This is a genomic window from Aquimarina discodermiae, assembly GCF_040786235.1.
Taxonomy (GTDB): Bacteria; Bacteroidota; Bacteroidia; order Flavobacteriales; family Flavobacteriaceae; genus Aquimarina.
The window spans coordinates 1-12,987 of record NZ_JBFMKP010000056.1 but is presented as its reverse complement, the minus strand read 5'-3'; the positions used below and the strand labels follow the sequence as shown (position 1 = coordinate 12,987).

Below are 12,987 nucleotides of genomic sequence, written 5' to 3'. Positions count from 1 at the left end.
TTTAAAACCTTGAGTATTTTATTGTAATTTGCTTGAAAGTTGTGCATAGAAATTATAGTGTGGTAACTACAATTTACTGCCTTTTAGCAGTTTGCACAACTTTTTCTAAATGCACAACGGGTAATTTATTAATAATTACCTATGAAAAGGTGAATAAATGTGGAATTAAAAGTTCAATAAAACGATAACACCCTTTACGGAAACAATCCACACTTTAACTTAAAAGTTCAATAAAACAATGAGTACACTAGATAGTAAGAAAATAAAGCCAGGAACAAAATTATATGCTTCAATAGAAAAGAAATTCTATATAATTGAAAATAACTAACTAATACTAAAATGTTAAACTCACTTATTATTTTACTATCAATCATTGCGGCAATCTTTGGGGTGTGGTTTGACTTTAGTAAAAAAGAACACAAAAAGTGGGGTGTTATTTTAAGCATTGTAATAATTGCCTCAGGTATTGTAACTTTTATAGAATCTAATCGAAAAGCTGCAGAAGAGCAGGATAAGGATAAGATTGAATTAGAAAGGTATAAATCTTTAATTTCAAACTTAAATGATCAATTAATTCAAATAAATAACCTTGACACATCAATAACGACAAGACTCACTCATCAGATATATACTCTTTCTAAACTTGATACTCAATTACAGAAAAGTAACAAGAAAAATAGTTTAATAGCTTCAGAACTAAATAATGCCTCAAAAAATCTATCAGGTCACTTAGTTAACTTTAAAGAATTTGAAAATAAAATTAATAATGAGGTGTTTGAAGTTTGGGTTAAAATAAATAGTAATACAAACTATCGATCGGAGGATTTTTATTCAAGTTTTTCAAATCAATATTTAAATAATATTAAAGATAGTATCTATTATAAAAGCTTTACACGAAATCTATATCAGCATAAATTAGATAACGATAGTAAGTTATTATCATATATACGGAATTACGATTTCAAAGAAATAGATTGGACTTATGAATCAGGTCATCGCCAAGGAATCTTAAACCTTAAAGATTTTGACAAGGCTTCTATAAAATATTGGAAAAGCAGATCCAATAACACTGGAATTATGGAAGAAATTTCTATTGCTTTAATAAAGTCATTCCCTGTTGAACATTTTATAACTAATTTAGATAAAACATATTTGACATTTGAGGATTTTGTAAATACTAGTATTACACTAATCCCAGAAAATAGTGAATACTTTTCAACCATAAATAATATCTCAATATATCTAATAGGTCAAGAGAAAATGAAGACCCTAGAGTTTATGAAAGATTATAATGATAATTACATCCAACGTATAAATGTTTTACAAGACTGGAGTCAACCAAATGTTTTGGAAATGAATATTCCTAAAGAGTTTTATTCAAGAGTTCAGTTTACCAAAAAAGCCAATATTTTAGCCTTAATAGAATAACGTGCAGCAACACTTTATTTTGGCGTTCGGTAGTTTAGGAGAGTTACTTGCTATGTGCAAAATACCTACAAATTGCTGATTTGGCATTTAAAATGAATGAATTGAAATCAAAATATAAATTCTTGGTTATGTGTATATTTAAAAATTCCGTTTTTCATATCCAATAATAGATATATTCAATAACATAAAAGTTTAATAAAACGATAAATTTAAAACCTATGAAACTAGACATAACTTCTTCTGCAGTTGAGAAAGGGATTGATTTAGCAAAAGACTTTTTAGGTAAACTGATAAGTCCAGCTGTTGAAGAAACTGGTCTTCTAATGAAGGATAAAATTGCATCTTGGAGATTTGAAAATCAAATTAAAATTCTAAATAAGGCTAAAGATTATTGTTTGAAGCATAAAATTTCCCCAAAGCAAGTTTCATTCAAATTAATATGCCCTTTACTTGAGTATGCTAGTCTTGAAGAAGATGAAAAACTTCAGGATAAGTGGAGCATACTCATATCAAATTTGGTTGACTCTGAACAAAATATTGAAAATCATGTTTTCCCATATATTCTAAGTCAAATGTCGTTAAGTGAATACGAGGCATTAGAAAAATCGGTCTTAAATAAAAAATCTAGAGTTGAAAAACTAAATCAAGAAATGGAAACATACAAAAAAGAGTTTCCTGAAAAAGAAAAATCGATAATTGCAAAAATAGAGGAACATAAAGATGAAATCTATACTGAGTTTCATTTGGAGCTTAGTGATTTGAAAAATATTGAAAGAGAATTATTGAATTTGATAAGTGAACAAGAAACACTAGACGATACTAATTTAAAAGATTTTGAAATTTCTAATTTGGTAAGATTAGGTCTTATAAAGAATGTTATTGAGCACTCTGTTCGTGCAGAACCGATTCACCTACCCAATAATATAGAATGGGAGTCGCAACTTGATGTAGAAGTTGGGATTAACCCGGAATACGATTATTATAATCTTACTGAATTAGGAGAATTATTTATATGTGCTTGTATCGAAAAGGATTAGGCAAAGTTTAAATAAACGATGATAACTGAAGATAAATATGAGGAAATAAGCTCAGATGATTGGTCGGGTGTAAAAGCTATTCTTATAACAGAGCAAAGAAATTTATGTGGGGAGGTTATAACTGAAAATGTAGAAGTTATCATTTGTAATAAATCAGAAAAAAGAATGTTTCAAGGTGAAAACCTGAATGCATACAAATTCGATATAAAACTTAATGACACACATGTATATGGTGTAAGATGTACAAATTTAAAAGTTCAATAAAACGATGATGATTACTGAATACCATATAGAACTTTACAAAAGAGTTGGAGGCGATGTGGATCACTTACAGCGCATAGGAACTTCAGAAGAGAAAAGCCTAAAAAACCAAGATGTTATTGTGAAGATGACAGAAATTGTTGCAGAGTTGGAACTTATAAAAAATGGATCCGCATCATTAGAGTATACCGAAAAGCTATATATTAAATTAAGAGAATTATGCTCTGATGATAATGTAATTGATCAAATAAAACAATTAGAAACATTTGGTTAATAACATTAACCTTTCTAAATAAAAAGTATAATAAAACGATAACTACCAACAATTTGAGAATGAATATTATAATAGACAGCACCGAATTTAAAAAAGATAGAGGTTTAAATAAAGCCGATATTTCATTAATTAAGGATATGGGATCTGAAAAGTTTATAAAACTTCATATTCCATATTTTGTTTATAAAGAATGCTCCTCAAGTTCAATAGCTGATTTGACCATTGATTTAAAGCAGTTACAATCAACTTTAAATTCTTTGGAACGAAAAGGAATGGGAAAATCTTATTTTAAAATTGCAAAAAAAATTGAAAAAGAAATTCTTAAATTGGAAAAAAACGTAGAAACATCCAATAAAGAACTGTGGGATGAATTTCTAGAGGAATCAAAAGCTGAACTTTATGATTACGATGAGAAAGATAGCATAGCGGTTTTTGATGCTTATTTCACAGGTGGAAAACCTTTCAAAAGTCTTAAAAAAAGAGATGATATACCAGATGCTTTCATTTACGAGACGATTAAAAAAATATCATCGGAGGAAGAAGTCTATTTAGTTTCGGGAGATAATAATTTGAGAGAAAAATGCGAATCACTTAAAAAAGTAAATATTTTCTCTTCGTTTGAAGAACTGTATTCGGATACGGAATTCAAAAAACTTCAAAAGAGATATGATAAATTGAAATACAATCAACGTGTTGCAGATGCGAGAGATATTCTGTTAGACAGTAAAGATTCTTTTGAAGATGCAGTTTATGGATATCTAGCTAACAAGAGTTATTGGCAATTGTATGAGACAGGTTTACCATCTGACAATGGAGAAGTAAATGTATATGCGATAGATGATATCACAATTGAAATTGATGAATTAAACGTCAAATTTATAGATGATAAATTTTTTGTTCCAATAATTGTAAATGGAGAAGCTTCTGTTGACTATGCAGTTTTTAAAGCTGATTATTGGGCTGATGACAGCCTACCTAGTATTTCAGAAGATTTGAACAAACACTACTTCTTATTGGAAGATGTAGTTCCAATAAAACTGACAAAAACAGTCAGTATTGAATTAGATGAATTGAATGATTACGAAATACTTGAGATAGAAATTGATGAATTTGATAAAATAGAAATTGAATAAAAATTTTACATAATAATGGCTAAAAGTTCAAATAAATGATGAGACAAATCATTACTTGGATTATATTGATTATATCGATAATTGGAATTTATTATTCGATCTATCTCATAAATTGGGGTAGTAGACCTTGTTCTAGTGATGGTTGTCTAATTAAGTTTCTTTTGCTTGGAGGAATAGTTCTATTATTAATCTCAGGAGGAACGTTTTTATACATTATTATAAATTCGATAAAAAGTAAAATAAAATCAAAAGTTTAGTAAAACGATTATATGAATACACATATCCCTGAAGAAAAAAAACAGGAACAATTGGCTTTAATTGGTGAGTTTGTAGTTTCATTCGAATTGATATGTGCTATGATAAGACAAAACATAATTCATTTGAATAATGGTTCTCAAAATGAAGATGTTAAGAGGTCTATTAACATTTTACTTGAAGACCAAACAGCATATCCTTTAAATAAAAAAGCACTAGCATTGTTTCATCATCATTTTAATAAAGATAAATACCTACAAGATTTAGCAAAAAAAGTTAAAATTAAATTTGAAAAAATGATAGAATTGAGAAATACTATTATACACGGAACTATATTAACGTGTACTAAAAGTTTGTATTTTGAAAAAAGTAAAGATGATTTAATGTTAATTAAACCCAAAATTACTGGTTTAGGTTACAATCAAAATGCGATGAAAGTTGAGAATAAAACGTTAAAAAATCTGATTTACAAAAACAGTAAGATTTATTGGTGTTTTTATAATTTATACGTTATTATTACTCATCCCGAAACAACAGAATACAAACAGAAGTATGCTGATAGAATTAATGAAAAACTAGATGAAATTGGCAGTATAAATTTAATATTGAAATAATGAAATTCTAACAGATATTATTTAATATAAGTTGAAAAATTATGGACATAGAAAAGCTAGATATTGAAACGTTAGGAGATTTTTACTTAGGGTTTGAAGAAGATCACCCTTTAAAGGATCCTGTTATGACTGAATTACAGAAAAGAATAGACGAAAATACCAATTTTTCAAAGGAACATTTGGTACAAATGTCAATTGTACATGGTCGCGCTTTAGGTATTAATTTTATACCAGGTTCTGAATCTTTCAACAATTATGGGCGTAATATAACTGTTACGGTAAGTGATAATGAAGATATAGAAGTGCTTCTTCAAAATTATGCATCCAATCCACCTATTTATACTTATGGGAATATAAGGCTAAGTGTTTTAGTTGCTCATAATTTGACTCAAGAGCAAATCAACTCATTAGCAAATGAAGGAATTGATACTTTTCATATTTCCAGTGTTCTTCACGTATAGCCGTATCAATAGTTTTTTAGAATCGAAGTTCAATAAAACGATAACAATTTTAAATAATATTGGAAGAAGAGTTTTTACTAAATAAGATAAGTAGAATTAATTATAAGATTGCTGTTCATGAAGGTTGTGCGAATGAAAGATTAGCAAGTCAAACAGGTTTAATTTTCACTATTCCCACAGCGATAATTCCGGACCCTTATAAGATTAAATTTAATGAGCTAGTTCGTCTACTAGAGAATACAGTAAAAGATTTTCCAGGACTTATGATTCCTGTAAGAGTTAAAGGAATTTATAATAAAACTGCTGTGAAATATATAATACTTCTAATGGAAATTGAAGAACACTTAAATGAAATATTAAAGTAACTAATATATAAGTTCAATAAAACGATGGTATTTGGTTTGCAAATAACCCAAATGATGGCACCTATACTTTTACCGATGTTACTCCTGGAGAACATCAAGTGTTTGCAAGAAGTGTTAATGGTTGTGGTGTCGTAGACACAACAGTTTTTGTTCTAGATTACCCTAGGTTTTTTACACCTAACGGCGATGGTTTTCATGACGAATGGAATATTACTGGATTAAGAAATCAACAAGATGCAAAGATTTATATTTTTGACAGGTTAGGTAAGTTATTAACGACCCTCAGACCATCTTCAGATTTTGGTTGGAATGGTATATATAATGGAAACCAAATGCCGTCAAGCGAATATTGGTTTCTGGTAGAATATCGCGAACCAAATAAAAATATTATGAAACAGTTTAAAGGACATTTTTCATTGATAAGATAGACAACTCAAAAAAATAGAATGAATTATTAACAATAAATTATATGTAATAGGTAATAATACATTCGAAGTAAATATTCATTAACTTAAATTATATAAACCCGTTGTGCATTTAGGAAAAGTTGTGCAAACTGCTAAAAGGCAGTAAATTGTAGTTACCACACTATAATTTCTATGCACAACTTTCAAGCAAATTACGATAAAATACTCAAGGTTTTAAAAGAATTAGATTCTGAAATTGATTATTTACATCAAATACGCAAACCTAAATTGAGAGATAAAGAGCTTATTGCTATTGACTTAACTTCAGAGTACATGAGTATTGATAGTGAATGTCAACTGTTTCGAATTTTACCATCTGCTTTATCTACTAAAATAGAAGGAAGTGTTTATAATAGAAGGAAGCGCAAACTATTTGCCTTTAGAGAATCACTTCGCAAAGAATTGGTAATTAGATTGAATCAATTTCAGCATTGTTATATCGTAGACAGTATGCCTTTAGAGGTCTGTAAATTATCAAGAAGTTCTAGAAGTAAAATATGTAAAGAGTAATACTATAGTTTACCTGAAAAAGGATATTGCGCTAGTCAATCAAGTCATTATTATGGCTACAAACTTCATGCTGTTTGTTCTACACAAGGTGTTATAGAGAGTATGGATATTAGTCCAGCTTCTGTACATGATGTCAACTATTTAAAGGATGTAAAACATCAATTAGAGAATTGTGTATTGCTTGGTGATAGAGGGTATTTATCAGCAGAATATCAATTAAACCTATTTGAATGTCATAATATTAGGCTTGAAACCCCTATGAGGGTTAACCAACATAATTATAAAGAACAACCTTATGTTTTCAAGAAATCCAGAAAACGTATTGAAACAGTATTCTCTCAACTTTGTGATCAATTTATGATCAGAAGGAATTATGCTAAATCTTTTGATGGGTTTAAAAACAGAATCTTATCTAAGATAACAGCAATGACTATTATTCAATACATCAATAAGTTTGAGTTCAATAGAAATATAAACAACCTAAAAATAAATATAACCTAAATGCACAACGGGTTATTTCATATCTTTCATTTTTAAATTCTTTTACCTTGACTAAATGACATTTATACACTTAAACCTACCGTTTATACATTCAAACTTACCATTCAAACAAAGAAGTCAGGGAACTTTAAATCATTGATTTAAATTTATATTCTCTTGAAACCTAAAAATATTTAATCATGAAATTATTAATTACATGTTCTGCTTTTCATTTCGATAAGTACCTACCTAAAATGAAGATATTTGAGTATTATCGAAGGATAAAAAACAATCGACAACCTGTTAATCAACGTATTTAATTGCTTCAGTATATTATTTAGTTAAAGAAATGACAAAATATATCGAGAGAATACAAATATCTTGATAAGTCTAGATAAAAATATTGAATAAAACGATCTATTTGTAGCTCAAAATAGTTCATTCAGTTTTTCTGTTAATTTCTATAGTATTGTGTATTAAAATAAAAAGGGGAGGCTTGTATCCATGAGTTGAGGTAGTCCATTGATATTTCCATTTTCCATAAATGATAATGCGAATCTTCCAAAAATTAAACATTGCTACTATTTGTTGGCCGATCTGAACAATAAATAGTGGAGATTTAGTTCAAAGAATTACGTTTTTAACGGTTACTTGTTTTGTAATCACTTGAAATATAAATGGATATAGTCTTTGGGTTATGCTTGTCTTATAGTGATATAATCTTGTCATATTACCAGATAACTACAATCTACAAAAAAACGATGAGAGTAGAAGAATACCATAAATCTATAAAATGTAATACAGAATTTACTGAATAACAATCTCAAAAAATAAAAATTCAAATAAGTCAATATATGTCATCAATTGATGCATATCTATAATTTAGAATGGTCAAAACTCATGTGTAAGAAAAATCGTTTTGCTTGAAAATCATACATATACCTTGCTACACAACGTGTATTACATACGAACTTTAGTTTTAATCACATCTCTAACATTGTGTTCTATGTAAGGCGATTATGTTATTAAATAAAAATTAAATCATGTCTAAAAAAAAGAATTTACATACTGCTCAAGAAGATATTTATTATCATCAAATTATTAATCCCTTAAGTTCCGAGTATAACATAGGGGGGTATATGAAATTTAAAGGAAAATTTAAGAAAAATTTATTTAAAGTAATAATAGAAGGCTTACCAAATGTATTTGATTCTTTTAGGATTGGTTATGATTTTAAAGAAGAAGTACCTTTGTGTTATTTGATTGATGGACCAGTCAATATTTATCTGAAAGAGTTAGATTTTTCCAAAGAATTAGAGTCGGAAGAAAGGGCTTTGAAATGGATGCAGAATGAATTTAATACTCCTTTTGATCTGAAAGAGAATCAATTATTTAAGTTTTGTTTCCTTAAAATATCCGAGAATGAATATTGGGGAATGGCTTGTTTTCACCATTTAATTTTGGACGGATATGGTTTCGTAATACTTGCTGACCACGTAATAAACCGATATGATATTTTATTAAAAAATGAGGATAAGAAAGACATATCATATGGATCTTATTTTGAAAATATACAAGGAAATATTGATTATGTTAATTCAGAGAGCTATGTAAAAGATGCTATTTATTGGAAGAATAAATATGAAACAATTCCTGAACAAATATTAAAAGAAAAAAATCGAACAAATAGAGAAGAAAATGGAAGAGTATCTATAAATATATCAAAACATGATCATAAGATATTCGAAGACTTATCTAAAAAAACAGGGAGTAATTTACAACAACTTACGATTGCTGTTTTGATCATCTATTATAGTAAAATTACTAGTAGTTCAGAATTGAATTTTGGTATTCCAATACATAATAGAGGAAACAAAAAGGAACGAAATATGTTGGGAATGTTTAGTGGAATACTACCTTTTAAAGGGAAGTATGTTGAAACATTACCATTATTGGATTTTATAAATTCAATAAAACAATCACAGAGAGAGGATTATCGATATCGTAAATATCCATTAGGGCATTTAAATAGAGAACTCAATCTTTTATCTCACAATCGAAAACAATTATTTGATATCATAGTTAATTATGAACCATTTCCTTTTCCAAGAATATTAGATTCAGGTTTACATTTTGAAACAAAACATTTAACAAGCGTTTCATCATTTTTAAGTCCTATTTCTTTTAGATGGTGTGATTATGGAGAAAATCAACCATTAGAGTTAAAAATAGATTATGATGGAGGTTACTTCAGTAAAGGGGAAGTAGATTTATTGGGCGAACGAATATTATTTATGCTCAAATCAATCGATAGGTATATAAATAAACCGATCTCATTAATTCCTATACTTACTGATATAGAGAAGCATCAGTTGCTTGTAGATTTTAATGACACAACCGTAGATTATCCCAAGGATAAGACTGTTTTAGATTTGTTTAAAGAACAGGTGGCCAATATCCCGGATGCAGTTGCTTTGGTATTTGAAGATAAGGAGATGAGTTATGGAGAGTTGGATGAGCGCTCCAATCGGTTAGCACATTATTTACTAGATCAGGGCATCGATAAAGAAACTTTGATTCCGATTTGCCTGGATCGGGGATTTGATATGATCGTAGGTATTTTAGGAGTCATGAAGAGTGGAGGGGCTTATGTTCCTCTAGACCCTAATTACCCTGAGGATCGTATAGATTTTATCTTAGAGGATACAGGAGCAGGTCTGGTTCTTACAGATACTGGTAAGGAGTTTTTATTTAAGAAAGATAATCTATTGGTTGTTTCTTTAGATAGTCTGGGAGAAGGTTTATGTAATCAACCCAAAACATTACCAAAAGATATTGTTACCCCAGATCAATTAGCATATGTTATTTACACTTCGGGATCTACAGGAAATCCTAAAGGAGTGTTATGTGAGCATCGAGGTCTTTATAATCGATTGTTGTGGATGACCGATGATTTAGATCTTGTATCAGATGATGTTATTTTACAAAAAACACCATATACATTTGATGTTTCTGTTTGGGAATTATTATTACCCTTAATTATACGTTGTAAGTTAGTTATAGCAAAACTAGATGGTCATAAGGATCCTAAATATTTGGAAAATTTAATTTGGAAAAATAATGTTAGTGTTGTTCATTTTGTTCCCTCTATGTTAGGAGCTTTCTTATTGGAATTGAATGTAAATAAATGTTTGTCTTTACGTCATGTAGTTTGTAGTGGGGAAACTTTACCTATAAGTATGATAGAGCGTTTTGAAAATGCTTTTTCATCTACTAATCTTCATAATTACTACGGTCCAACAGAGGCATCAATAGATGTTACATCTGTAGATATTACAAAGTTAGGCAGTGATAGAGTCTCAATAGGTAAACCAGTCACGAATACTCAGATTTATATCTTAAATTCAGAATTAGGATTACAGCCTATAGGAGTTATCGGAGAGTTGTGTATTGGTGGGGTTCAGGTTGCCCGTGGTTATTTAAACCGTGAGGAGTTAACCAGAGATAAGTTTATAGAAAACCCTTTTAAAGAAGGTGATCGACTTTATAAGACAGGCGATCTTGCACGCTGGTTACCAGATGGCAATATAGAATTTATAGGTAGGAAAGACCATCAGGTTAAGATACGAGGTTATCGAATAGAGTTAGGAGAGATAGAGAATGCACTGTTAGCGTTACAAGAAGTCACCCAGGCAGTTGTTTTGGCTCGGGAAGACAATCAAGGTTCGCAGCGTTTGGTAAGTTATATTGTAGGGACAGAGTATTTTGATCAGGATTTGATCAAAGAAAGTTTAGGTAAGAAATTACCGAGCTATATGGTTCCGGATTTGTATGTGGTTTTGGATAATTTACCGTTGACCAGCAATGGTAAGATCGACAGAAAAGCATTACCCGATCCCGATATAACCGGATTGATAACGGAGTATGTCGCTCCATTGACAGATAGAGAACGTATCTTAGTTGAGATATGGGAAGATTTATTAGGAGTAGAAGGTATTGGTGTAAGTAATAATTTCTTTGAGTTGGGAGGCGATTCGATCAAAGCAATTCAAATGGTTAGTCGCAGTAAGAATAAAGATCTTCATTTTAGTGTAAAAGATTTGTTTTCTTATCAGACTATCCGTGAGTTATCGTCCAATATAAAAGATCCTGTTTTTATTGATAGTGAAGTTGGATTATTAGAAGGGGGGTTAGAATTATTGCCTATCCAACAAGAGTTTTTTTCTAAAGATTACCAAAAAGCAAACCACTATAACCAATCTGTATTATTAGATATCGATAAAGGTATCGATGCGGGTGATTTATCCGTGGCTTTAGAGATGTTGGTGACCCATCATGATTCTCTTCGGTTACAGTTCGGTTCTCGAGAAGAAAGTGTATTACAAGAATATGGGTCAACATCTGGTAGTTTAATTATTACACAGGTATCTAGGCTTTCAGATATTAATGATTTATGCGATTATTATCAGGGAGATTTAGATATTGAATCAGGTGATATTTGTCGTTTTGTTTTGTTAGAGACTACCAATGAAGAGCGTTTTAATCGTTTGTTGCTTGTGGTACACCATTTAGGGATTGATGGTGTTTCATGGCGTATTTTATTAGAAGACTTACAATTGTTATTAGAAGGTTTTTCCAGAGGTATAGTTCCAGAATTACCAGTAAAGCAAAGTTCTTATCGACAATGGGTATCGGCATTAAAGGGTTATGCCAATGATGAAGATTTATTAGAAGAGCTTCCTTATTGGTCATCTATTTTATCTTCTGTATCAGAGTTTGCTCATGACACGGCTTATAGTGGCAATAGTAGTTATGGTGATATTTCGAGTTATCGTACTGTTTTGGATAAGGATAGGACATCTGTTCTATTGCATGGAGCTCATAAGGCTTATGGTACAGAGATTAATGATTTGTTATTAAGTGCTTTAGCGTTGAGCTTAACGAATTGGTTAGGTTCAGATCAGGTTGTTATCGGTTTGGAAGGCCATGGCCGTGAAGATCTTTTTCCTTCTATAGATGTGAGTAGGACAGTTGGTTGGTTTACGAGTTTATTTCCGGTTCTTTTAGAAGCTTCAACAGGGAGCGATATAGGGAGTGTTATAGCCAATACCAAAGATATGTTACGAGGTATTCCTGATAAAGGAATTGGCTATGGTGTTTTGCGATATTTGTCAGAATCCGAAGAAGTTAGGTCTGTTTTAAGTCAGGATTTTGATTCGATACTCTTTAATTATTTAGGGGGATTTGATAATAGCATAAAAACAGAAGGGTTCTTAGGGTTTTCCTCAGAGTCAAGAGGAAGAGATATTGCAGGTTCCAACGCTATTTCAAGTGTATTGACCATTAATAGTTTTATAGTTGATGGCGAGCTTTGTATGGATTGGGACTATGATAGTAATCGCTATATGGAGATTACTATAGCGGATCTGGCAGAGCAATATATGATCTTTTTAGATGCTATTCTATCGCATTGTGAGAATTTAGATAGTCGAGTTTTTACTTCTAGTGATTATGGATTGCCACAGTCAGTAGTTTATGAATCCTTATGTAGTTTTACATCTTCTCATGTTCATAAAGGTATTATAGAGGATATTTATCCATTAAGTCCGTTGCAAGAAGGGATCTTGTTTCATAGTTTGTATGATACCGATAGTCCTTCTTATTTGGTTCAGTTCAGTTGTGATTTAGTAGGAGGATTAGAT

At 30.3% G+C, this 12,987-nt stretch carries 10 protein-coding genes and 1 pseudogene; all 11 read left to right on the top strand.

The window, feature by feature from the left end:
- Window positions 1-339: 339 nt before the first annotated feature.
- Entirely contained in the window at window positions 340-1,428 is a 1,089-nt protein-coding gene (locus ABW636_RS22265; protein ID WP_367592304.1) for a hypothetical protein, read from the top strand.
- A 218-nt stretch (window positions 1,429-1,646) separates the two neighbouring features.
- Window positions 1,647-2,465 (top strand): Abi-alpha family protein, encoded by an 819-nt coding sequence (locus ABW636_RS22260; RefSeq protein ID WP_367592303.1) that lies wholly within the window; start codon window positions 1,647-1,649, stop codon window positions 2,463-2,465.
- Between the two features lie 18 nt (window positions 2,466-2,483).
- Window positions 2,484-2,729, top strand: coding sequence for a hypothetical protein (locus tag ABW636_RS22255; protein WP_367592302.1), 246 nt, complete (start codon window positions 2,484-2,486; stop codon window positions 2,727-2,729).
- Between the two features lie 4 nt (window positions 2,730-2,733).
- Entirely contained in the window at window positions 2,734-3,000 is a 267-nt protein-coding gene (locus ABW636_RS22250) for a hypothetical protein (protein WP_367592301.1), read from the top strand.
- A gap of 59 nt (window positions 3,001-3,059) precedes the next feature.
- On the top strand, window positions 3,060-4,133 hold the full coding sequence (locus ABW636_RS22245; RefSeq protein WP_367592300.1) for a PIN domain-containing protein: 1,074 nt from the start codon (window positions 3,060-3,062) through the stop codon (window positions 4,131-4,133).
- A gap of 269 nt (window positions 4,134-4,402) precedes the next feature.
- Window positions 4,403-5,002: a hypothetical protein gene (locus tag ABW636_RS22240; RefSeq protein ID WP_367592299.1), complete on the top strand. Its 600-nt coding sequence runs from the start codon at window positions 4,403-4,405 to the stop codon at window positions 5,000-5,002.
- A gap of 41 nt (window positions 5,003-5,043) precedes the next feature.
- Window positions 5,044-5,463 carry a hypothetical protein gene (locus ABW636_RS22235; protein ID WP_367592298.1) on the top strand — a complete coding sequence of 140 codons (420 nt, stop codon included), beginning with the start codon at window positions 5,044-5,046 and terminating at the stop codon, window positions 5,461-5,463.
- Between the two features lie 59 nt (window positions 5,464-5,522).
- Window positions 5,523-5,828 (top strand): hypothetical protein, encoded by a 306-nt coding sequence (locus ABW636_RS22230; RefSeq protein WP_367592297.1) that lies wholly within the window; start codon window positions 5,523-5,525, stop codon window positions 5,826-5,828.
- 98 nt (window positions 5,829-5,926) lie between these two features.
- Window positions 5,927-6,256 carry a T9SS type B sorting domain-containing protein gene (locus ABW636_RS22225; protein ID WP_367592296.1) on the top strand — a complete coding sequence of 110 codons (330 nt, stop codon included), beginning with the start codon at window positions 5,927-5,929 and terminating at the stop codon, window positions 6,254-6,256.
- 171 nt (window positions 6,257-6,427) lie between these two features.
- Window positions 6,428-7,306 (top strand): annotated as a pseudogene (locus ABW636_RS22220) (IS982 family transposase).
- Between the two features lie 1,022 nt (window positions 7,307-8,328).
- Window positions 8,329-12,987 (top strand): non-ribosomal peptide synthetase (locus ABW636_RS22215; protein WP_367592295.1); only part of this gene is annotated, 4,659 nt, incomplete at its 3' end.

Excerpts from the sequence above, each read along its gene's own strand:
- ABW636_RS22255 (WP_367592302.1), top strand. The coding sequence starts at position 2,484 with ATGATAACTGAAGATAAATATGAGGAAATAAGCTCAGATGATTGGTCG.
- ABW636_RS22245 (WP_367592300.1), top strand. The coding sequence starts at position 3,060 with ATGAATATTATAATAGACAGCACCGAATTTAAAAAAGATAGAGGTTTA.
- ABW636_RS22240 (WP_367592299.1), top strand. The coding sequence starts at position 4,403 with ATGAATACACATATCCCTGAAGAAAAAAAACAGGAACAATTGGCTTTA.
- ABW636_RS22265 (WP_367592304.1), top strand. The coding sequence starts at position 340 with ATGTTAAACTCACTTATTATTTTACTATCAATCATTGCGGCAATCTTT.
- ABW636_RS22260 (WP_367592303.1), top strand. The coding sequence starts at position 1,647 with ATGAAACTAGACATAACTTCTTCTGCAGTTGAGAAAGGGATTGATTTA.
- ABW636_RS22250 (WP_367592301.1), top strand. The coding sequence starts at position 2,734 with ATGATGATTACTGAATACCATATAGAACTTTACAAAAGAGTTGGAGGC.
- ABW636_RS22235 (WP_367592298.1), top strand. The coding sequence starts at position 5,044 with ATGGACATAGAAAAGCTAGATATTGAAACGTTAGGAGATTTTTACTTA.